The sequence below is a fragment of the Streptococcus zalophi genome, assembly GCF_016481285.1.
Classification (GTDB): Bacteria; Bacillota; Bacilli; order Lactobacillales; family Streptococcaceae; genus Streptococcus; species Streptococcus zalophi.
In genome coordinates, this window is record NZ_JAENBP010000012.1 from 1 (window position 1) to 22,632 (window position 22,632).

General features: G+C 34.8%; 18 protein-coding genes. 15 read left to right on the plus strand and 3 right to left on the minus strand.

Translation table 11 applies throughout. The features are described 5' to 3' along the window. From JHK64_RS07235 to JHK64_RS07250, 4 genes are all read left to right on the plus strand, one after another. On the plus strand, positions 1-299 hold a 299-nt coding region (locus JHK64_RS07235; RefSeq protein WP_199568335.1), incomplete at its 5' end, for a hypothetical protein. A gap of 161 nt (positions 300-460) precedes the next feature. After that, the gene (gene nt5e / locus JHK64_RS07240; RefSeq protein ID WP_199568337.1) at positions 461-2,662 is read left to right on the plus strand and encodes a cell surface ecto-5'-nucleotidase Nt5e; all 2,202 of its coding nucleotides are present in this window, start codon (positions 461-463) and stop codon (positions 2,660-2,662) included. Between the two features lie 132 nt (positions 2,663-2,794). Beyond that, the gene (locus JHK64_RS07245; protein ID WP_199568338.1) at positions 2,795-3,871 is read left to right on the plus strand and encodes an ABC transporter permease; all 1,077 of its coding nucleotides are present in this window, start codon (positions 2,795-2,797) and stop codon (positions 3,869-3,871) included. A gap of 9 nt (positions 3,872-3,880) precedes the next feature. Further along, complete coding sequence (locus JHK64_RS07250; RefSeq protein WP_199568340.1) at positions 3,881-4,546, plus strand: ABC transporter ATP-binding protein; 666 nt, start codon at positions 3,881-3,883, stop codon at positions 4,544-4,546. A gap of 63 nt (positions 4,547-4,609) precedes the next feature. Here the strand turns inward: JHK64_RS07250 and JHK64_RS07255 are convergent, their stop codons facing one another. Next, positions 4,610-5,116 carry a DUF308 domain-containing protein gene (locus tag JHK64_RS07255; RefSeq protein ID WP_199568342.1) on the minus strand — a complete coding sequence of 169 codons (507 nt, stop codon included), beginning with the start codon at positions 5,114-5,116 and terminating at the stop codon, positions 4,610-4,612. 189 nt (positions 5,117-5,305) lie between these two features. Here JHK64_RS07255 and mvk point away from each other — a divergent pair, with 189 nt between their 5' ends. The 4 genes from mvk to fni are packed head-to-tail and all read left to right on the plus strand — an operon-like array spanning position 5,306 to position 9,107. Then, on the plus strand, positions 5,306-6,184 hold the full coding sequence (gene mvk, locus JHK64_RS07260; RefSeq protein ID WP_213086848.1) for a mevalonate kinase: 879 nt from the start codon (positions 5,306-5,308) through the stop codon (positions 6,182-6,184). Next, a complete protein-coding gene (mvaD, locus tag JHK64_RS07265; RefSeq protein WP_199568344.1) occupies positions 6,166-7,098 on the plus strand; it encodes a diphosphomevalonate decarboxylase in 933 nt (310 codons plus the stop codon). The genes mvk and mvaD overlap by 19 nt, the downstream gene beginning before the upstream one ends. A gap of 1 nt (position 7,099) precedes the next feature. Beyond that, positions 7,100-8,119 (plus strand): phosphomevalonate kinase, encoded by a 1,020-nt coding sequence (locus JHK64_RS07270; RefSeq protein WP_199568346.1) that lies wholly within the window; start codon positions 7,100-7,102, stop codon positions 8,117-8,119. Beyond that, positions 8,109-9,107 (plus strand): type 2 isopentenyl-diphosphate Delta-isomerase, encoded by a 999-nt coding sequence (fni, locus tag JHK64_RS07275; protein WP_199568348.1) that lies wholly within the window; start codon positions 8,109-8,111, stop codon positions 9,105-9,107. The genes JHK64_RS07270 and fni overlap by 11 nt, the downstream gene beginning before the upstream one ends. A gap of 25 nt (positions 9,108-9,132) precedes the next feature. On the opposite strand, the gene JHK64_RS07280 is transcribed toward fni, so the two are convergent. After that, positions 9,133-10,416 carry a hydroxymethylglutaryl-CoA reductase, degradative gene (locus JHK64_RS07280; RefSeq protein WP_199568350.1) on the minus strand — a complete coding sequence of 428 codons (1,284 nt, stop codon included), beginning with the start codon at positions 10,414-10,416 and terminating at the stop codon, positions 9,133-9,135. After that, complete coding sequence (locus tag JHK64_RS07285; RefSeq protein ID WP_199568352.1) at positions 10,403-11,590, minus strand: hydroxymethylglutaryl-CoA synthase; 1,188 nt, start codon at positions 11,588-11,590, stop codon at positions 10,403-10,405. Before JHK64_RS07285 ends, JHK64_RS07280 begins: the two co-directional genes overlap by 14 nt. Before the next feature lie 190 nt (positions 11,591-11,780). Here JHK64_RS07285 and JHK64_RS07290 point away from each other — a divergent pair, with 190 nt between their 5' ends. The 7 genes from JHK64_RS07290 to JHK64_RS07320 form a co-directional block, all read left to right on the plus strand. Then, the gene (locus JHK64_RS07290) at positions 11,781-12,704 is read left to right on the plus strand and encodes a hypothetical protein (RefSeq protein ID WP_199568354.1); all 924 of its coding nucleotides are present in this window, start codon (positions 11,781-11,783) and stop codon (positions 12,702-12,704) included. A 4-nt stretch (positions 12,705-12,708) separates the two neighbouring features. After that, positions 12,709-13,548 (plus strand): thymidylate synthase, encoded by an 840-nt coding sequence (locus JHK64_RS07295; RefSeq protein ID WP_199568356.1) that lies wholly within the window; start codon positions 12,709-12,711, stop codon positions 13,546-13,548. 79 nt (positions 13,549-13,627) lie between these two features. Continuing rightward, entirely contained in the window at positions 13,628-14,146 is a 519-nt protein-coding gene (locus JHK64_RS07300; RefSeq protein WP_199568358.1) for a dihydrofolate reductase, read from the plus strand. Continuing rightward, positions 14,147-14,317, plus strand: coding sequence for a hypothetical protein (locus JHK64_RS07305; protein WP_018370647.1), 171 nt, complete (start codon positions 14,147-14,149; stop codon positions 14,315-14,317). A 29-nt stretch (positions 14,318-14,346) separates the two neighbouring features. Beyond that, positions 14,347-15,579 (plus strand): ATP-dependent Clp protease ATP-binding subunit ClpX, encoded by a 1,233-nt coding sequence (gene clpX, locus JHK64_RS07310; RefSeq protein WP_199568360.1) that lies wholly within the window; start codon positions 14,347-14,349, stop codon positions 15,577-15,579. Between the two features lie 10 nt (positions 15,580-15,589). Then, entirely contained in the window at positions 15,590-16,180 is a 591-nt protein-coding gene (yihA, locus tag JHK64_RS07315) for a ribosome biogenesis GTP-binding protein YihA/YsxC (RefSeq protein ID WP_199568361.1), read from the plus strand. Between the two features lie 298 nt (positions 16,181-16,478). Next, the coding region (locus JHK64_RS07320; protein WP_246450944.1) for an endo-alpha-N-acetylgalactosaminidase family protein at positions 16,479-22,632 on the plus strand (6,154 nt) is incomplete at its 3' end.

A 22,632-nucleotide genomic window follows, 5' to 3' on the forward strand; every position in this document is an offset into this window, starting at 1 on the left:
ATTATACCATTTACATTGATACAGAAGGGAATGCCTTAACACCTGATGAGAATGGTAATATTCCAAATTATGAACTAGTTGAAACGAAAGTAGATGCTAAAGGTAATACAATCCATATCTACAAAAAGGTTCCAGCTTCACCGAAAGTTAATGAAAGTGTTAAGGAGAACGTTCATTATAAGAAAATGTTACCAAACACAGGTGAATCAGATAAAGTATTCTTACCTCAAGCATTATTATCAATACTGTTAGGTATGATGTTGTTGATAACTTCTGAAAGAAATAAAAAAGAAGAATAATATTTCATCATTTTAAAAAGCTAGAATTGAATAAATTTTAGCTTTTTTAATATTCTTTTCAGAAAGTTGCTAAAAAATTTTAAAATTAGAAATGTTTATTTGTAAAGACTAACATAAAAAGATATAATGACGATGTAACAAAAAAATATTTGGAGGAATTTATGAAAAAGAAAACTTTACTCATTCCTGCTCTGTCAACTGTATTAGTTTCAACTGCTGTTTTAACTAATACAGTTTACGCAGATGAACCTGTAGAAAATGCGGTGCTGGAATCGTCTGTTGCACTTCCACCTCAAGTTGAAAATAACTTGGTAGAACCTCAAGCTGAAAACTCTGAAGTAGTTGCAACAGAAGCACCTGCTGAGACATTAGAAGTTCTTCCAGATACCACTGAAATCAGTGAACCAACAAGTGAAGAATCACAGCCTCAAGCAATTGCAGAAGATAACGATACCAACAAGAGTGCTCAAGAAAACCCTGTAGTCTCTGAAACAGATGGCACAGTTACTATCATCAATACTAATGATATTCATGGTCGTATTGAAGAAGGTAGAGATGTTATTGGAATGGCTAAATTAGCAACTATTGTTAAAGAGACCAGATCTCAAGGTGAAACATTAGTTTTAGACGCTGGTGATGCCTTCCAAGGAATGCCAATTTCAAATAGTAGTAAAGGTGAAGATATGGCTAAGCTAATGAACCAAATTGGCTTTGATGCAATGGCTGTAGGAAACCATGAATTTGACTTTTCTCTTGAACAAGCCATTAAATTAGAGAAAATGCTTGAATTCCCATTACTCAGTGTTAATACTTATGTTGATGGTGTTAGATTATTTAAACCATCAGTGATTATTGATAAAGATAAAACGATCGAAGGGGATGAATTTGTTGTTATCGGTGTAACAACACCAGAAACTGCTACTAAGACACATCCTAAAAATGTTGAGAAAGTTGTCTTTAGAGACCCTATCTCTGAAGTTGAAAATGCTATTGCTGAAATAGAAGCTCGCGCTAAAGCAGAAGGTGTGTCATACAAAAACTATATTGTTTTAGGACATTTGGGTATTGATGCAAGCACTAAAAAAGAGTGGCAAGGAAGCACAATGGCTGAAGCATTGTCTAAGAATCCATTATTAAAAGATAAACGTGTTCTAATGATTGATGGTCACTCTCATACTCTTGCTGAAGCGACTTATGGTGATAATACTATTTATTCTCAAACAGGTAGTTATTTAAATAATGTTGGTAAAATTGTTCTTACAAAAGATGATATGAAAGTATCATTTATCAATGCTGAACAAGGTAAAGCTTATGAAGCAGATCCTGAAGTAGCTGCTACAGTTGCTGAAATTAAGAAACGTTATGAAGAAGTCAATGCAGTTGTTGTTGTTGACGCAAGTCCTGTGGAACTTCAAGGGGAAAGAGCAAACGTTCGTGTGCGTGAAACTAATCTAGGTAACTTGATTTCTGATTCTCTTTTAGAATACAGTAAGACTGGATTTTCACGTCCAAGTAACCTTGCAGTCATGAATGGTGGTGGTATTCGCGCTACTATTCAAAAAGGTCAACCAATCACTAAAGGTGATATTATTGCTATTCTTCCTTTTGGTAACTTTATCTCTCAAATTAAAGTAACAGGAAAACAAGTCGTTGACATGTTTGCTCATTCATTAGGTTCTATGGTTCAAAAAGATTCTGAAACTGGTGAAGTCATCAGAGATGAAAATGGTCAACCTCTTTTAGGCGCTAGTGGTGGTTTCTTGCATGTTTCTGGTGCTAATGTTTATTATGATACTAACCTTGAAGGAGAAGCTCGTATTCTTTATGTTGAGCTATTAAATCCTGAAACTGGTTTAATTGAACCTCTTGATTTTGCTAAAGATTATTATCTTACAACCAATGACTTCTTAGCTGCTGGTGGAGATGGCTATGACATGCTTGGTGGCGCTCGTGAAGAAGGTCCTTCTATGGATGTCGTTTTTGCTGAATATCTTGAAACAGTTGATCTCAATGATTATGAAGTGATTAATCCAAATTCTCGTCTCATTTCTATTGATTCAACTTTAGATACTGATAACGATGGATTCCCAGACTTTATTGAGCTTATTCTTATGACTGATCCTTCTAATGCTGAGAACTATCCTGGTATGAAAATGAAAGATGAGAAACATGATAAGCAAATGATGATGTCTATGGATAAGAAAAAATCTGATTCATCTAAGCAAGTTCCTGTTTCTTATGCTAAGAAGTATGACACCTTGCCTAACACTGGAAGTTCAAATGATACGATGTTAATTCTACTTGGATTGTCAATGACAACATTAGGTTTATATGGCATCAAAAAAAGAAGTTATGGACGCTAATCACTTTTTAGTGTGATAATATAGAAAAAAAGAGATTTTAAAATCTCTTTTTTTGTTTAAAATAGTCATAGTATTAGCATTATTAAGCATATTAAGTTACTATAGTAGTATATTTAAAAATAAGGAGAATATATGTTTTTAGCATTAGAAGAAATGAAGCAAAATAAATTAAGATATAGTTTAATTTTAGGTTTACTATTTTTAATCTCTTATCTTGTCTTTTTCTTATCAGCATTAGCTTATGGTCTAATTCAAGAAAACAAATCAGCAGTAGACAAATGGGAAGCAAACTCGATACTACTGTCTAGTGATGCCAATCAAAGTTTAGCAGCTTCAATGTTTGATGCAACAGCTATTGAAGATGTAGAAGGCAGTCATCTTGCACTTTTAGCTCAAAAATCAACAGTGGGTTGGAGCAAAGAAAATCCTAGTCAAGATGATAAAGTCAAAATATCACTATTTGGTATAAAAACTAATGAATTTTTAGCACCAACAATTGCTGAGGGACACGAAATTAGTGCTTCTAATGAAGTTGTTGTTGATATTTCTTTAGCTGAGGATGGCGATTATCAAATAGGTGATGAGATAAAATTAGCAGATACCGATGAAACATTAACTATTGTTGGCTATACTAGTGGTTCACGTTTTAGTGTGGCTCCAGTTATTTATGTTGATTTTGATAAATTCCAACAAATTGTTTACGGTGATACTTTGCCAGATGGTGTTGCTTATACCAATGCGATTGTTAGTAGGGATAGTATTGATTCTTATGATTTAAATAATTTAGAAAAATTAAGCATTGCTGATTTTATTGAAAATTTACCAGGATATAAGGCACAAAATTTAACGTTTGCTTTTATGATTGGCTTTTTAATTATCATCTCTTCAATAGTGATTGGTATTTTCATCTATGTGTTAACCACACAAAAAATTCAAATTTTTGGATTAATGAAAATTCAAGGTCTCTCTAATTTTTATATCTCAAAATCAGTTTTAGCACAAACCTTCTTATTGAGCTTTGTCGGAACATTTTTAGGTTTTATCGGAACTTTTTTAAGTTCTTTATTACTACCAAGTTCCGTTCCTTTTGAAAATAACTGGTTATTCTATGGTGTGATTGCACTAGCAATGGTTTTCTTTGCCGTTCTTGGCGCAGTGTTTTCTGTCAGATCAGTGGTCAAAATAGACCCCTTAAAAATGTTAGGTTAGGAGACAGATATGTCAGTATTAAAATTTCAAAATGTTAGTAAAGAATTTAAGGACGGTTCAGCAATCATTCAAGCATTAAAACCAACTAATTTTTCAATTGATGCAGGTGAATTTGTTGCCATTATTGGACCATCTGGTTCAGGAAAAAGTACCTTCTTAACCATTGCAGGTGGTCTTCAGACACCAACTAAGGGTGATTTAATCATTAATCAACACTCCTTTACAAGATTAACTGAAAAAGAACGTGCTCGTCTACGTTTTTCAGAAATAGGCTTTATTTTACAAAGTTCTAATCTTATTCCTTTTTTAACCGTTGAAAAACAGTTGGATTTGGTAGACAAGATAAATAAAAGCAATCAAAAAGAGAAACAAACACAATTATTTGAAGATCTGGGTATTGGCACTTTAATTAAAAAATTTCCTAAAGATTTATCAGGTGGAGAACGCCAAAGGGTGGCTATTGCAAGGGCTCTGTATAATGATCCTCAATTAATTTTAGCTGATGAACCAACAGCTAGTTTAGACAGTCATCGAGCATTTGAAGTGGTTGACTTACTAGCTAAAGAAGCCAAAGTAAGAAAAAAAGCCATTATCATGGTGACTCATGATAAAAGAATGATTGAAAAATGTGATAAAGTCTATGAAATGAACGATGGTGTTTTATCACAACAGTAACAAGACATAAGAAAAAGCGAGTTCTCCTGATGAGAATCGCTTTTTTATGATAAAACAGTCATGTTATTTTTGTGATTGATAATAAATTAAAAGAATGATAGCACCAATAATCATTAAAACAAGTGATAAGAAGTAGCCAATAACTCCTGCTGAAAAAGTAGGATTTAAAAGGAAAACAATTCCTAGTAAAAAGGTAAAGATAGAAGAACCCGTTGTATTAGTCTTGTTTAGTGTTCGTCTATTTGAGCGAATTGAGATTTTAAAGTTAATTGCTCCTATTATCAAAAGACCTAAACCAATAAAGCTCATGACAATGCTGCTAAGTGAAAAAGCAGAACTGGTTAACAAGATAAGACCAAGAATGATTTTTATCAAACTTTGAAGTAAAAGCCAATTACTTCGGTAATATTTTTCTAAAGAAAGGTAGGTGTGTAGGTTCATCAAACCCATTGTTGCAATGATAAGAGCAATCACCCAAGCAATGGAAGCAATACTAACTAACGGATTAAAAAAAAGATATAATCCAATCAGTAAAAAACCTATACCTAAATACAATGTCGTTTTTTTCATCACACGTCTCCTTACTTTAATTATTGCTATTATAAATGGAATTTATCATAAAGTCAAAGTTAAACGTTAGGATGACTAAATTTTATAATCTATTATTAGGAATAGGCATTTATTTTTGATAGTCGCTTTTTTTAACGAATTATATTAAAATAGTATGATAGAACAAATTAATACAATAACAAGGAAATTATGAAAACAGAAATAGGAATTGGTAAATCTCATAGTAAAATTATTCTTATTGGAGAGCATTCAGTTGTCTATGGTTACCCAGCTATTGCACTGCCGCTAAAAAACATTGAAGTGGTTTGCCAAATAACGCCATCAAAAAATCTTTTTCAAATTAAAAAGAATGATACCCTATCTACAGCCATTTTTTCAGCTCTAGATTATTTGAAAATTAGAGAACCTTATATTGATTACCACATTGTTTCCAGTGTCCCTGAAAAAAGAGGAATGGGGTCATCTGCGGCTGTGAGTATTGCTGCGATTCGGGCTGTTTTTGACTATTATCATCAAACAGTTGATGATGCCACTCTAGAACTATTAACTAATCAAGCAGAAATTATTGCTCACGTTAATCCTAGTGGTCTTGATGCCAAAACCTGTTTAAGTGATGAAGCGATTAAATTCATCAGAAATGTTGGTTTCTCAACCCTACCTATTAATTTGAATGCTTTTTTAGTCATTGCTGATACCGGCATTCAAGGACACACCAGAGAAGCTGTCCAAAAAGTAGAATCTTTAGAAGAAAAAGCTCTTCCTCATTTAAAACAATTAGGAAAACTCGCAACTACAATCGAAAAAGCTTTAACCACTAAGAATATCTCTAAAATTGGACAAGCCATGACAGCTGCTCACGAAACACTTAAACAACTAGGAGTGAGTGCTAAAGAATCTGATCATCTGGTTAATGTTGCTATGAAAAATGGTGCCTTAGGAAGTAAGATGACCGGAGGAGGATTGGGAGGCTGTATTATAGCCATTTGTCAAACACAAAAAGAAGCTGAAAAAATTAGCCTTCAGCTAGAAAAAGAAGGAGCTATTAAGACATGGATAGAAGCCCTGTAAGTGCGAAATCTTATGCTAATATTGCTATTATCAAATATTGGGGGAAAAAAGATAGTCAAAAAATGATCCCCTCAACCAGTAGTATTTCTTTAACACTAGATAATCTATACACAGAAACACAATTAAGCTTACTAGAGAATGGTAAAGAAGACCTCTTTTATATCAATGGTGTTTTACAAAATGAAGAAGAACACCAAAAAATGAGTCAAGTTTTAAATCTTTTTCGAAAAGATTCCAGCCAATTTGTAAGGATTGATACAAAAAACAGCATGCCAACAGCAGCTGGTCTATCGTCAAGTTCTAGTGGTTTATCTGCTTTAGTGAAAGCCGCTAACACCTTTTTTAATGCCAACTTAAAACAAGAAGAATTAGCACAAGTTGCCAAGTTTGCATCGGGTTCTTCTTCTAGAAGCTTTTTTGGTCCAGTTGCTGCTTGGGATAAAGATACTGGCGAGATTTATCGAGTTGAAACCGATTTAAAACTGGCCATGATTATCTTAGTTCTTAATGATCAAAAAAAGATGATTTCAAGCAGAGAAGGAATGAAAAGATCTGTTGAAACGGCTACTAATTTTTCAAAATGGGTTAAGCAATCAGAAAAAGATTACAAAGACATGCTAGGCTATCTAAAAGCCAATGATTTTGAAAAAGTTGGTCAACTAACAGAAGAAAATGCCTTGATGATGCATGAAACAACGTCTGCTTCTAACCCACCATTCACCTATTTAACAGATAAAACCTATCAGGCAATGGCTGATATCAAGCAATTGAGATTAGAAGGTGAGCGTTGCTATTTTACAATGGACGCTGGTCCAAATGTTAAGGTTCTTTGTCTAGAAGAAGATCTTGAAAGACTTGCTGAAAAATTAGCCTCTCGCTACCGCATCATTGTCTCAAAAACTAAGGAATTATAAGATGCCCCAAAAAACCATTAAAACTACGACTTGTGGTAAGCTCTATCTTGCTGGTGAATATGCTATTTTGACTCCCAATCAAGTGGCTATCATCAAAGATATTCCTATCTATATGACAGCCCAAGTCAGCCCATCAAAGGATTTTCAACTATCATCAGATATGTTTGATTATAGTGTTGATTTAAGTGATGATGATCATTATGCCCTTATCCAAGAAAGTGTTAAGACAATGGCTTCTTATCTCAAACTTCAAAATAAAACCTTAGCCCCTTTTTCTTTACAGATTACTGGAAAAATGGAGAAGGATGGTAAAAAAATTGGCATTGGCTCAAGTGGTAGTGTCACCGTCTTAACACTAAAAGCTTTATCATTGTTTTATCAGCTTAAGTTATCAAAGGAAGAATTATTCAAATTAGCAGTTTATACCCTTTTAAAAAGAGGAGATAATGGTTCTATGGGCGATATTGCTTGTATTGTTTATGAAACATTGATTTATTATCGCTCTTTTGATAGACATCGCGTGAAAAATTGGCTGTTAGAGATGACTTTGCAAGAATTATTAGAAAAAGACTGGGGTTTTACTATAAAACCAGTTAAGACTAATTTATCTTTTACCTTTTTAGTTGGTTGGACAAAACAGCCTTCCATTTCTTCACAAATGATTAAGAAAGTACAAGCTTCTATAAGCTCATCATTTTTAAGCACTTCAAAAAAAGAAGTTGATGACTTGTATGTCGCTTTGGAAACAGGTCATAAAGAGAAAACAAAAAAAAGCCTATCAACACTTGGTCAATTATTAGAAGACCTACATCCAAGCATTTATAGTCCACAATTAAGAGCATTGAAAAATGCCACTTATCAATTAGATGCGGTTGCTAAAAGTAGTGGAGCAGGTGGTGGTGATTGTGGAATTGCCCTTGTTTTTGATGATAGATCAAGGTTAGAAATCATTAAACGTTGGGAACAAGAAAATATTAGCCTATTATATCAAGAAAAAGTGAGAGGATTACATGACAAATAGAAAAGATGAGCATATCAAATATGCATTGAACTATCAGTCACCCCATAATAGTTTTGATGATGTTGAACTCATTCACTCATCTCTACCAGACTATGATTTGGCAGATATTGATTTGTCAACGCACTTTGCTGGCATTGATTTCCCGTATCCATTTTATATTAATGCCATGACTGGTGGCAGTGAAAAAGCTAAAGCCATTAATTATAAACTGGCTCAAGTGGCAGAAGCCTGTGATATTTTATTTATTACAGGCTCTTACAGTGTAGCTCTAACTAATAGTGCAGATGATTCATTCAAGGTTAAAAAAGAATTTCCAAACTTAAGATTTGCGACCAATTTAGGTCTTGATAAACCTTATTCAAAAGGCTTAAAAGCAGTAGAAGACTTATCACCTTTAGTCTTGCAACTCCATGTTAATGTCATGCAAGAATTATTAATGCCAGAAGGAGAAAGAACCTTCAAGCATTGGAAAGACCATTTACGTGAATATGCCAATGATTTCCCAGTGCCAGTCATTTTAAAAGAGGTTGGCTTTGGTATGGATGCCAAAACAATTGCTTTTGCAGCTCAGTTAGGGATTAAAACCGTTGACATCTCAGGTCGTGGCGGGACCAGTTTTGCTTACATCGAAAATCAGCGAGGAGGCAATCGTCCTTACTTAAATGAGTGGGGACAAACTACTGTCCAGACCTTGTTGAATAGTCAACATCTTGTAGAAGAAGTTGAGATTTTAGCTAGTGGTGGCATAAGAAATCCTCTTGATATGATAAAAGCAATGGTATTGGGAGCACGAGCAGTTGGTCTTTCAAGAACGGTTTTAGAATTAGTGGAAACACACTCTATCAAACACGTTATTAGTATTATTGAAGGATGGAAAGAAGACCTTCGCATTATCATGTGTGCTTTAAACAAAAGAACGATTGCAGAGTTAAACACGGTTGATTATCTCCTTCATGGTGATTTAAAACAAACTACAAAAAAAAATTAAGGGTTTCAATAAACCCTTAATTTTTTTATTCTAAAATATTGTTACGATATTTTTCAAGAATTTTTTCAGCGGTAGAAAGATTCATGTGTTTTTCTTTTAATAACAAATCTACAACAAAAGCCACTTCATCAGGAAGACTACCAGCAAGAAGAGCTAGAGATCTGGCATGAAGTTTCATATGACCTTCTTGAATTCCTTCTGTAACTAAAGCCCTTAAAGCTGCAAAATTTTGTGCCAAACCAACAGAGGCGACAATACTTGCCAGCGTTTTAGCATCAGGATTACCTAACACATCAAAGGCTACTAAAACACTGGGGTTTAAACCAATGGAGCCTCCTTTGGTTGCAAGAGGAAGTGGCAGTGTTATTTCCCCCAATAATTGTTTATTAGCCTCATCTAATCGCCATGTGGTTAATCCCTCATACCGCCCATTTCTAGAAGCATAAGCATGGGCGCCCGCTTCAATAGCACGCCAGTCATTACCAGTAGCAATACAAACAGCGTCAATACCGTTAAATATGCCTTTATTATGTGTACTAGCGCGATAAGGATCTTTTTTAGCAAAGTTGCTCGCAAGCACCATTTTTTCAGCCAATTCTTTTGCTTTTACTTTATCACGATTTAAAAAACGATAGTCTATAGCACAATTTGCTGTTACTAGAGCTTCAGTGGCATAATTTGAAAGAATGGCCATCAAACTTTTACCGTTTGTCAATGCTTCCAAATAAGGTTTTAAGGCTTCAGTCATGGTATTAACGATGTTTGCTCCCATGGCTTCTTTGGTATCAATCAAAATATGAACCACTAATAGAGGTGTTTCATCTTCAATAAGGTTTGTTTTGATATCAGATGCTCCACCACCTCTTTTAACGATGGAAGGGTGAGCACTATTTGCAATGGCTAAGAGTTCTTTCTTATGCTTTTCAATGGCTTTTATGGCGCTATGGGTGTCTTTGATTTCATACAATGCAATCTGCCCAATCATTTGACGATTATGGACGATAGCTTTAAAGCCACCTGAACGTTTTATGATTTTACTTGCAAAGGAACAAGCTGCTATAACAGAAGGTTCTTCAGTGACAAAAGGAACAGTATAATCTTTGTGATTAACTTCTATTTCAGGGACAACAGAAAAAGGAAGAGCAAATGTTCCAAGTGTGTTTTCAACCATCTGTGAAGCAATCTCTTGCTTTAATAAAACATGATTTTCTAAAATATGGTGACTTTCTTTTGAAAGTAATGGTTTGATTTGAGAAAGACGTTCTTTTGGATTTTTTTTGGCAAATCCTGCCCAGTTAATTTTTGTCATTTTCATCTACTTTAATATATTGTCTTTGATGATTTTGAATACCTGAAAGGGCAAAAGGTCCAGTTTTATAGGATTTAAAGTTTGCATTACCTTCTTCATCCATTTTTGGTTCTTCAAAAAACATTTCTTCATATTCTTTAACACTTAATGCAGTTCGTGCTTGTAATTGGGCCATTCGATTAGCTTGTAAATGATTTTTATAACCTTCTACAAGATGCCCACTAAAGATTTCAGTGACAGCACCACTCCCATAACTAAAGAGAATAATTTTGTCGTCAGCTTTTAGTGTAGGACTATTTTCTAACAGTGATAATAACCCAAGATAGAGTGAACCAGTATAGATATTACCAACAACTTTACTATAAGTGATAGAATGGTAAAAATTATCAGTTAAACGTTCCTTAACCTCTTTACTGGTTTCTTTGGTAAAGAGCTTGTTTAGTCCCTTTAAGGCCAACTTAGGAAATGGTAGGTGGAAACAAAAGGCTGCATAGTCTGATAATTCAGCATCAAAACGTTTTTGGTATTCTTGCCAAGTGATTTTAAGTGTATCAAGATATTGTTTGGTAGAATACATACCATCAACATATGGTGTATTACGATAATTAGGGCGCCAAAAATCCATAATATCTCGAGTATGAGCAACACTTTTATTATGAAGTGCCAAAATATGAGGGTCTTTACTAATTAATAAAGCAATACTACCAGCTCCTTGTGTAGGCTCTCCTGAAGTATTTATTCCGTATTTAGCAATATCACTAGCTAAGACTAGAACTTTTGAGTCTGGATGGTTTTCAATGTGAAGTCTAGCATAATCAAGTGCAGCAGTGGCACTATAGCAGGCCTCTTTCATTTCAATACTTCTGACAAAGGGTTGGATGTTTAATAAACTATGAACATAAACACTAGCTGCTTTACTTTGATCGATGCTTGACTCAGTTGCTAAAATGATCATATCAATGGTTTGTTTATCATCTTCAGTTAAAATATCACTAGCAGCAGAGCTTGCTAGTGTTACTATATCTTCAGTGATTGGTGAGATGCTAAGTGCATCTAATAAGAGTCCCTCTTTAAATTTTGCTGGGTCTTCATTTCTAGCGATAGCTAATTCTTTCATTTCTAACATATATTGACTGGTCGCAAAACCAATCTTATCAATTCCAATGGTTAACATTAAAAATCATCTCCTCGTTTTTAGACTTAGGAATAATCATAAAACTATTTTATCATATTTTAGAATAAATTCATTATATGAAACATTGATATATCAAATCTTTTAGAACCTTGGTTGTTTCTTGACTTTTTTTCTGATAAAATAGTTATAAAAGGTTAATAAAAGTTTATTATAGAAAATAGGAGAACGTATGTCAGTTTTAGAAAATGTTAAAAACGCAACAGGTTTTCAGTTAGATAAGGAAACTGGTACTTTATACGGTATTAAAGATGGATTTCATTTTGCTGTTGTACCGACAGGAAATAATAAATTACATCAATTGTTATTCTCACTTGGGAAAAACAATCAGCCTATAGGCGAAGAAGATTATAAAGAATTAAAGTCAGGTTCAAAAGCTATTACACGTTTCACACCAATGAATTATAAAGTCATTTTTGATGTTAAAACAGGTTTGACGCAGGCTAAAACAGCTGAAAATATTCAACAGGCTCTTGAGGATGCGGTGTCATTTTTCAAGACAAGACAGTATGAAGACGTTGATGAAATGACTGGTGAGACTGGCCGTAGCGAAATTTACCTTATAAGTGGAGCAATCAATTTTTTAACTCCAGAGAGTTATGCCAAAATGACAGCAGAACTTAATATTGATATTCAAAAAGAAACACAGAAATCTGAAAATGTGGTCGCTGGAATTGTTGGTGCTGTGTTTGGTTCCTTAATTGGTGTTATAGCTATCGTTATCATCGGTCAATTGGGGTATGTTTCCATTATTTCTGGTGTTATTATGGGAGTCAGTACAATATCTGGATATGAACTACTAGGAAAACGACTTACAAAAAAAGGGATTGCTATTAGTGTGATTATCATGCTAATTATGGTTTACGTTGCTAATCAAGCTGATATTGCCCTATCAATTGCAAGATATTATGAAGTAAGCTTTTTTGAAGTTTTTCCAGAAGTTAATGATTTAGTCGCAGAAGGCTATCTTGATTCTTCTATCTACTGGACCAATTTAGGGATGATTTATCTCTTTTCTGTGCTTGGCTTTGGGTCAACCGTTTTTGGTATTTTGAAATCTCGACAAGAAAAATTTACAACTCGTCGTTTAGGATAATATTATGATTAAAGCAGATACTATTTTTAAGGAAAATATAAGAAAAATACTTGATGAAGGCGCATGGAGTGAAAAGGCACGTCCTAAATACAAGGATGGTAAGACAGCTAACTCTAAATATATTACAGGTAGTTTTGCTGAATATGACCTTTCTAAAGGAGAGTTTCCAATAACTACACTGAGACCAATTCCGATTAAATCAGCCATCAAGGAAGTTTTTTGGATTTATCAAGATCAGACCAATGATTTAGAAGTTTTAAATGAAAAATACGGTGTTAAATATTGGAATGATTGGGAAGTTGACAATAGTGGTACCATTGGTGAGCGTTACGGTGCCATTGTTAAAAAACATGATATGATCAATAAAATACTAAAGCAATTAGCTGATAATCCCTGGAATAGACGAAATGTTTTATCATTGTGGGACTATGAGGCTTTTGATCAATCAGGTGGCTTACTGCCTTGTGCCTTTCAAACCATGTTTGATGTGAGACGTGTCGGAGAAACCATTTATTTAGATGCTACTCTAACACAAAGAAGTAATGATATGCTCGTTGCTCATCACATCAATGCCATGCAATATGTTGCCCTTCAAATGATGATTGCCAAACATTTTGGTTGGCAAGTGGGTAAATTTTTCTATTTCGTCAATAATCTCCACATTTATGATAATCAATTCGAACAAGCTAAGGAATTATTAAATAGACAAGGTTCTGACATCAAACCTCGTTTGGTATTAAATGTGCCAGATAAAACCAATTTTTTTGACATCAAACCAGAAGATTTTGAATTAGTTAATTATCATCCAACTCAACCACAATTAAAATTCGACTTAGCCATCTAAGGCTAGTCGTTTTTTTCTATGCAATTTTTAGAAAAATTTGTTAGAATGATAGATACTAATATGAAAAGGTAGCCATTCAATGACAAAAAAAATTATTGCCATCTGGGCAGAAGATGAGAGCCATTTAATTGGTAATAATGGCAAATTACCGTGGTTTTTACCTAAAGAATTAAATCATTTCAAAGAAGTTACTTATGGACATACCATCTTGATGGGACGTGTGACTTTTGAAGGGATGAATAAGCGTGTTCTTCCAGGGAGACAAACCATTATTTTAAGTCGAGATGATACCTATAAGGCTGATGGGGTCACGATTTTATCTAGTGTCTCTGATGTTTTAAAATGGTTTGAAAATCAAGACGATGATTTATTTATTGTTGGTGGTGAAACCATCTATAAAGCATTTGATGGACTTTATCATCAATTAATAAGAACAACAATCCATGCAAAGTTCGAAGGAGATGCCTATTTTCCAAAACTAGATTTTTCTAGTTTTCATCAAACATCAACACAATTTTATCCTAAGGATGATAAAAATAACTACAGTTTTACAGTTGATATTTTTGAAAAAATGCCCAAAAAGGAGAGTAATGACTAGATGTTAAATAGTATATTTGGAGTCTTTACCGCCTCCTTATTAGTTATCTGTCTTATTTGTGCAGGGATTGTTTATAAAAAGAAGCGTTATGGGTTATTGATTTTATTTTTGTTAAATGCTTTATCAAATCTAGTAGCAACCATACAAGCTTTTAATGGGAAATTATTTTAAAAAATGAAAAATTAAAGATTGAGGGAAACATGGCTGACAAAACAACAAGTGACATTAAAGTTTATTGTTCTTTTTGTGGAAAAAATCAAGAACAAGTTAAGAAAATAATAGCTGGGAATGGTGTTTTTATTTGCAACGAATGTGTCGCCTTATCACAAGAAATCATTAGAGAAGAGATGGCAGAGGAAATTTTGGCAGATCTTTCAGATATTCCAAAACCAAAAGATCTGTTAGAAGTTCTAAATCAATATGTTATAGGTCAAGATAGAGCTAAAAGAGCTTTAGCAGTGGCTGTTTATAATCATTACAAGCGCATTAGCTTTGCTCAAACACAAGATATAGAAGATGTTGAATTACAAAAATCTAATATTTTAATGATTGGCCCAACAGGTTCTGGCAAAACATTCTTAGCACAAACGCTAGCAAAGAGTCTTAATGTTCCTTTTGCTATTGCTGATGCAACTGCTTTAACTGAAGCTGGTTATGTTGGTGAAGATGTTGAAAATATCTTATTGAAACTCATTCAAGCAGCAGACTATAATGTTGAACGAGCTGAACGCGGTATTATCTATGTCGATGAGATTGATAAGATTGCTAAAAAAAGTGAAAATGTTTCGATAACAAGAGATGTTTCTGGTGAAGGTGTTCAACAAGCACTTTTAAAAATTATTGAAGGAACAGTGGCGAGTGTGCCTCCTCAAGGTGGACGTAAACACCCACAACAAGAAATGATTCAAATCAACACTAAGAATATTCTATTTATTGTTGGTGGGGCGTTTGATGGTATTGAAGAAATAGTTAAACAAAGACTGGGTGAAAAAATTATTGGCTTTGGTCAAAACAACAAGAAAATTGATGATTCTTCTTCATATATGCAAGAAATTGTTTCAGAAGACATTCAAAAATTTGGCTTAATACCTGAGTTAATTGGTCGTCTTCCAGTAACAGCTGCACTTGAGCAATTAACGGTTGAGGACTTAGTTTTGATTTTAACAGAACCAAAAAATGCCTTGGTTAAACAGTACCAAACCTTGTTATCATATGACGGAGTTGCTCTTGAATTTGAAAAAGAAGCTTTACAAGAAATTGCTAAAAAGGCGATTCAAAGAAAGACAGGTGCGCGTGGGTTAAGGTCGATTATTGAGGAAATCATGCTTGATATCATGTTTGAAGTTCCTAGCCAAGAAGATATTGCAACCATTCGCATTACTAAAGGTGCTGTGGAAGGACTTGAAGAACCTATTTTAGAAACGGCATCTTAGGGAGAAAATAATGTCAGAAATTAATACTCATAATGCTTCTATTTTACTAAGTGCAGCTTCTAAGGAACATTATCCAAAAGACAATCTTCCAGAGCTTGCCTTAGCTGGTCGTTCCAATGTTGGAAAATCCAGTTTTATCAATACACTTTTAGGTCGAAAAAATTTAGCTAGAACCTCTAGTAAACCTGGTAAAACACAATTATTAAACTTCTACAATATAGATAATCAATTACGTTTTGTTGATGTTCCTGGGTACGGTTATGCCAAGGTTTCAAAATCTCAGCGTGCTAAATGGGGTAAAATGATTGAAGAATATCTTGTGACGAGAGAAAATTTAAAAGTTGTTATCAGTTTAGTAGATTTTAGACATGAGCCATCAGTTGATGATATTCAAATGTATGAATTTTTGAAATACTATGAAATTCCTGTCATTATCGTTGCTACAAAAGCTGACAAAGTATCACGTGGTAGATGGAACAAACACGAATCAATGATAAAAAAAGCCTTGAACTTTGACGCTTCGGATGATTTTATTATCTTTTCTTCCGTTGATAAAACAGGTTTTGATGTCTCTTGGGATAAGATTCTTTCTTATCTATAGCTAGTTTTATCTTACTAAGTGTTGCTTAATTAATAACAGAAACCTTTACGTTATTGTAAGGGTTTTTTCTATGTAAAAAAGTTCTTTATTGTCGCTAATTTATGGGAATTAATTCGAATTAAATCGTTTTAAAGGTTGATTATTTTTGTTGAAATTGTTATACTAGTAGCAATTAATATATTAAATTCTATTAAGGGGGAAAAATATCAATCATTTAGTTAACATTTCGTTTGACAATGTTTATTTTTATCTTTGAAATGTAATCGCTTACTTTATGTAATTTATATAGGAGGATTTAATGAAAAAGCATATGTTTGAAAAAAAGTGTAAATATGGAATTCGTAAGTTTTCTTTGGGAGCATTCTCTGTAATGATTGGGCTTTCTTTTTTAGGTGTTGCAAATGTTTCTGCTGATACTGTTGAGGGTAATGAAGTTGAAACTTCTGCTTTAGTAACAAATACTGAGGATAGTCCTGAAGAAGTTGTACCGTTAGAAGCTACATCTGATGAAGCTTCTCCAACATCAGAAGCTGAAGCAAATGAAACTGGTACTTCTGTTGAAGAATCTCCTGTAGCTAGTGAAACTGAAGAAGTAGAAACTGAAACAAGTGAGGGTGATAATCAAGCAACAGCAGCAGAAGAAACCGATACACCTACTGAAGAAGCAACTAATGAAAATAAAGAATGGAAGACAGTAGATGCAGCAGCTAATCAAGGAACAGTTGAAAAGGTTGTTGAACATGGTGTTCTTTTCAACAGATTATCTTCAACAACTGCTAATAACAATGGTGATAGAGTAGCTCTCTTTGAAAAAGAGGGTCTTGCTGTTGCTGAAGATGGTTCTGCTCAAGTTACTCTTTTAATCAAAGAAGAATCTGAAACAAATGAAGGTCGTTTTGGTGTCTTTTTGAAACACAGAGATGCTAACAATAATATCTTTGTTGGTTATGATAAAGCAGGTTGGTTCTGGGAATACAAGAGTCCAGGTAATAGCCTTTGGTATCAAGATCAAAGAGTTGCAGCTCCTCAAAAGAATAGTTATCATCAATTGAAAGTAAATCTTTCTTCTGAGGGTGTTTTAACTGCTGAATTGACTAATGCTGAAACAGCAGCTAAACAAGAATTATTTGCTGCTTTGACGCTTCCAGAACCTGTCAGAGAAAACTTAAAAGACGAAAAACGTATTGTCTTAAAAGCTGGTACCTACAGTAATGAGTTAACCAAAGTTTTAGTTGGTGTTAGAGAAGCAACTCAAGAAGAAATTGATAACAGCAATGATGCAGGTGCTGGCACAACAGACACACCGCCTGCTGAACAAGAAGAAGTGACAGCAGAATGGAAAACAGTTGATACAGCTGCTAACCAAGGAACTGTTAAAGTTGTTGAAGAAGGTGGCGTTCGATATAATGAACTAGCTTCAACAACAAATAACAATAATGCTGCCAACGTTGCCTTATTTGAAAAGAATGGTTTAACGGTTGACGATAGTGGTAATGCTTCGGTTTCTATTAACTTTAAAGAAAAATCACAAACTAATGAAGGCCGCTTTGGTGTTTATTTGAAACACCAAGATGCCAACAACCATATTTTTGTTGGTTATGATGCACAAGGTTGGTTCTGGGAATATAAAGTGAATGGTCGTGGAGACTATCTTAAAAATCGTGTAGCAGCGCCATCACATGACAGCATCAATGATTTAGTTGTTACCTTAAAATCAGATGGACAATTAAATGCAACCAATAATGGTGAAAAATTATTTGATACATTAACCTTGCAACAATCTGTTATGGATGCTTTAAACAGTAAGAAAATTTTACTTAAAGCTGGGACTTATAACACACAACTAACAAAAGTCTTGATTAAATCTGATAACCAATCAGGTGTTGGTCAAGATACACCAGATACACCAGACACTGGTAGCGATGCTAATGATCAAAATGTTGTTTATGAAACTATTAGTTCAGGTCGTTTAGATGCAGTCATTGACACAGCATTCCCTAGAGTTAAAGAATACACTCTTAACGGTCACAAATTAACTGGACAAGTTCAATCTATCAATCAAGTTGCTGTTAATGGACACGCTCTGACTCCAACTGTAACCTATAAAAAAATTGATAATAGCACTGTAGAATATACTCTCCAACTTCGTAGCGAGGAGCATCTTATCAATGCTGATATGACTGTTCGCTTGAAGGTTGTTGATAATCAACTTCACTTTGATGTGACTAATATTACAAACCACAATGAAGTCACACCTGGTCAGCAAATTGATGATCCAAGAAAACTCTTATCTTCTATTGATTTCCTTGGAAATACCTTAGTCTCTGTTTCTAGTCAAGAAGAAGGGGCAAAATTTGATGGTTCATTCATGTCTAACAACACTCACGTTGTTGGTGATGTACACTTAAATGTTACAAATCCAATGAACAATCTTAATAGACAAGGCTATATGTATGGTTTTGTTTCAAGTAATAAATTAGCTGCTGGGGTTTGGAGTAATTCTCAATACAGTTATGGTGGTGGTCAAGGAGACTTCACGCGCTTAACTGCTGAAAAACAAACAGTTGGCAATGCTAACTTTGTTGGTATCAAGAGCTCGCCTTGGGACTACCAAAAAGCTTACAAGGGCTTAGTATATCCAGAATACACTTTAATGCTACCTAGTGCTAAAGTTGTCCTTACTGAAGACGTTAACGATGATGGTGTTGTCGATTGGCAAGATAGTGCAATTGAATATCGCAAAATCATGAATAACCCTCAAGGTTGGGAAAAAGTTAAAGACATCACTGCTTATCGTATTGCGATGAACTTTGGTTCCCAAGCGCAAAATCCATTTTTAATGACTTTAGATGGTATTAAGAAAATTGCTCTTCATACTGATGGTTTAGGACAAGGTGTTCTTCTTAAAGGTTATGGTAGTGAAGGACATGACTCAGGTCACTTAAATTACGCTGATATTGGTAAGCGTATTGGTGGCACTGAAGACTTCAAGACGCTTATCGCTAAAGCACAAGAATATGGTGCTAAACTTGGTATTCACGTTAATGCTTCAGAAACTTATCCAGAATCTAAATACTTTAGTGAAGATATTCTTAGAAAAAATGCCGATGGCAGCTATAGCTATGGTTGGAACTGGATTGACCAAGGTATCAATATTGACGCAGCTTATGACTTGGCACATGGTCGTTTAAAACGTTGGGAAGATTTGAAGAAAGAACTTGGTGAAGGTCTTGACTTCATTTATGTTGACGTTTGGGGTAATGGCCAATCAGGTGATAATGGTGCTTGGGCAACTAGAGTACTTGCTGAGGAAATTATCAGACAAGGCTGGCGTTTTGCTATTGAATGGGGTCATGGTGGTGAATACGACTCTACCTTCCAACACTGGGCAGCTGACTTAACTTATGGTGGCTACACCAATAAAGGAATTAACAGTAATATTGTTCGCTTTATCCGTAACCACCAAAAGGATTCATGGGTTGGTGATTATCCAAGATATGGTGGTGCAGCCAACTACCCACTTCTTGGTGGCTACAGCATGAAAGACTTTGAAGGTTGGCAAGGACGTAGTGATTATAATGGTTATGTCACAAACCTCTTTGAACATGATGTCATGACAAAATATATCCAACACTTTAAAGTGATTAGCTGGAAGAACGGTACACCTGTAACAATGTCTGACAATGGACAAACTTACAGCTGGACACCTGAAATGGAAATTAAATTAAAAGATGATAAAGGTAATCTTCTTGTCTTAGAACGTAAATCTAATGATGTTAGAAGTCCACTTTATCGTCAACGTAAAGTCACATTAAATGGTCGTGTTATCCAAGATGGTTCAGCCTACTTAGCACCATGGAATTGGGATGCTAATGGTAATGATCTTGCAACAGATCAAGAGAAAATGTACTACTTCAATACAGATACAGGTGCTACAACTTGGACTTTACCAGATACCTGGTCAGGTGACAAAGTTTATCTTTACAAGCTAACAGATCTTGGTAAGGTTGAAGAACAAGAAATTGCTGTTGTCAATGGTACTATTACACTTGATTTAGATTCAGCACAACCTTATGTTTTATACCGTACACCTCAAACCAACAAAGAAATGTCTTGGAGTGATGGTATGCATATTTATGACCAAGGCTTTAATAGCGGTACTCTTGCTCACTGGAAAATTGAAGGTGATCAAACCAAAGCTCAAATTGTTAAATCTCAAGGTGCTAATGATATGCTCCGTATTGAGAACAATGAAGAGAAAATTAGTTTAACGCAAACTCTAACTGATTTGAAACCAAATACTAAATATGCGGTTTATGTTGGTATTGATAACAGAAGTGATGCTAAAGCAAGTATTACTGTTAACACTGGTGAAAAAGAAATTACCAATTTCACCAATAAGTCAATAGCTAAAAACTATGTTAAAGCTTATGCGCACAATACTAATAGTCAAAATGCAACCATTAACAATACAAGTTACTTCCAAAACATGTATGTCTTCTTCACTACAGGAAGTGATGCGTCTAAGGTGACTTTAACACTTAGTCGTGATGCAGGAACCGAAGCTAGTTACTTTGATGAAATCAGAATCTTCGAAAATGAATCATCAATGTATGGTGATGGCCACGATACTGCTATCGGTATTTTCAAACAAGACTTTGAAAATGTTGGACAAGGAATCTTCCCATTTGTTATTGGTGATGTTGAAGGTGTAGAGGACAACCGCACCCACTTGTCTGAAAAACACGAGCCATACACACAACGTGGATGGAATGGTAAAAAAGTATCTGATGTTATCGAAGGAGATTGGTCACTTAAGACTAACGGTCTTGTTACAAGACAAGCTCTTCTTTACCAAACAGTTCCTCAAAACTTCCGCTTTGAAGCAGGTAAAACTTATCGTATCACCTTTGACTATGAAGCAGGTTCTAACAACACCTACGCCTTTGCAATTGGTAAAGGGGAAGCAGCAAGATTAGCAAATGGTCGTTGGACTAGAGACATGAGTAATGTCACTATGCATGAACTGCCAAACAGTTGGGAAAATTCTGACAGTGCTAAGAGAATTAGTTATCTTGTAACAGGTGATGAATCAGGTCAAACATGGATTGGTATTTACTCAACTGCTAACCCAAGTGATACTAAAGGTGACGCCGGTGGAAATGCTAACTTTAGAGGATACAATGACTTTATCATGGATAGACTTCAAATTGAAGAAGTCATTGTAACAGGTAAGATGTTAGTTGAAGAACATCTTAAAAATAGTCTTCCGATTGTATCACAAACAATGTATACACAAGACTCATTAAATCGTGTCAAAGAAAGCCTCTTCCCATTACTTGCAGCAGATGATGCTATTAGTGTTGAGGATGCGCATCAATTAATTAACAATGTTGAAGAAGCTAAAAAAGGCTTAACCTTAAAACAAATTGCTCTAGTTGCGTCTGATTTTGAATCCTTAGAAGCACCAAGTCAACCAGGTGAAGAACTTGCTAAAGCATTTGATGGTAACCTTTCAACCTTGTGGCATACTCCTTGGAGTGGAGGTCATGTGGGTCAACCAGCAACTATGGTTCTTAATACACCAAAAGAAATTACTGGATTTAGATATATTCCTCGTCAATCAGGTCCAAATGGTATTATTCGTGACTTGACATTAGTCATTACTAATGCTGATGGTCAAGAAGAAACCTTTACAGCAAGCAACTGGGCTTCTGATTCTAAAGCTAAGGTGATTGATTTTGGTAAAACAATCAATGCCAAGAAGATTGTCTTAACAGGAACTGCTTCTCACGGTGGGGGAGGAAATAGATTCCTTTCAGCTGCTGAATTACAATTCTTACGTCCTGTGGTGGCAGAAACGACTCTGGATATTCAACCATTAACAGAAGCTAAAGAGCGTGTAGCAGATGCTCAATTTGATCCATTTAGAACTCTCATTGACAAGGCTGTTAGCGTTGCTGATCGTGCTGTTGAAAATAATGTCATGACTAGTGGAATCTTAGATACTGTTGTTGCATACTTAAATAGTCTAAATCTTGAAGAAGAAAAGACTGAAACATTTAATTACAAACGTTTAGTAGCAGTTAACCCTACTAATGCTAGTGATAAAGAAGTTGTTGCAGAAATAGCATTGGCTAAACCACTAACAGCTGAAGATAAACCATCAATTGAATTTAGCAATGGTAGTGGTGTCGTAAATGAAGTTTCAGAAGTGCCATTGTTGACAAGTCCACGTGAACTCATTCATACTGGCACAGGTGTTCGCGTCACTCTTGAAACCGGTGATTTAGCACTGATTACAGGAGCAGAAGTTACCCATAAGGAAACCAAAGATCCAAATACACCAAATGTGCTTAAGGATCAAGACTATGACTTATTTGACATCTCACTTGTTGATGCTAAAGGTAACGTGGTTAGTCCACTAAAAGATACCTTAGTTATCATGCCAA

Coding starts and splice junctions, on each gene's coding strand:
- nt5e (WP_199568337.1), top strand. CDS start 461: ATGAAAAAGAAAACTTTACTCATTCCTGCTCTGTCAACTGTATTAGTT.
- JHK64_RS07245 (WP_199568338.1), top strand. CDS start 2,795: ATGTTTTTAGCATTAGAAGAAATGAAGCAAAATAAATTAAGATATAGT.
- JHK64_RS07250 (WP_199568340.1), top strand. CDS start 3,881: ATGTCAGTATTAAAATTTCAAAATGTTAGTAAAGAATTTAAGGACGGT.
- JHK64_RS07255 (WP_199568342.1), bottom strand. CDS start 5,116: ATGAAAAAAACGACATTGTATTTAGGTATAGGTTTTTTACTGATTGGA.
- mvk (WP_213086848.1), top strand. CDS start 5,306: ATGAAAACAGAAATAGGAATTGGTAAATCTCATAGTAAAATTATTCTT.
- mvaD (WP_199568344.1), top strand. CDS start 6,166: ATGGATAGAAGCCCTGTAAGTGCGAAATCTTATGCTAATATTGCTATT.
- JHK64_RS07270 (WP_199568346.1), top strand. CDS start 7,100: ATGCCCCAAAAAACCATTAAAACTACGACTTGTGGTAAGCTCTATCTT.
- fni (WP_199568348.1), top strand. CDS start 8,109: ATGACAAATAGAAAAGATGAGCATATCAAATATGCATTGAACTATCAG.
- JHK64_RS07280 (WP_199568350.1), bottom strand. CDS start 10,416: ATGACAAAAATTAACTGGGCAGGATTTGCCAAAAAAAATCCAAAAGAA.
- JHK64_RS07285 (WP_199568352.1), bottom strand. CDS start 11,590: ATGTTAACCATTGGAATTGATAAGATTGGTTTTGCGACCAGTCAATAT.
- JHK64_RS07290 (WP_199568354.1), top strand. CDS start 11,781: ATGTCAGTTTTAGAAAATGTTAAAAACGCAACAGGTTTTCAGTTAGAT.
- JHK64_RS07295 (WP_199568356.1), top strand. CDS start 12,709: ATGATTAAAGCAGATACTATTTTTAAGGAAAATATAAGAAAAATACTT.
- JHK64_RS07300 (WP_199568358.1), top strand. CDS start 13,628: ATGACAAAAAAAATTATTGCCATCTGGGCAGAAGATGAGAGCCATTTA.
- JHK64_RS07305 (WP_018370647.1), top strand. CDS start 14,147: ATGTTAAATAGTATATTTGGAGTCTTTACCGCCTCCTTATTAGTTATC.
- clpX (WP_199568360.1), top strand. CDS start 14,347: ATGGCTGACAAAACAACAAGTGACATTAAAGTTTATTGTTCTTTTTGT.
- yihA (WP_199568361.1), top strand. CDS start 15,590: ATGTCAGAAATTAATACTCATAATGCTTCTATTTTACTAAGTGCAGCT.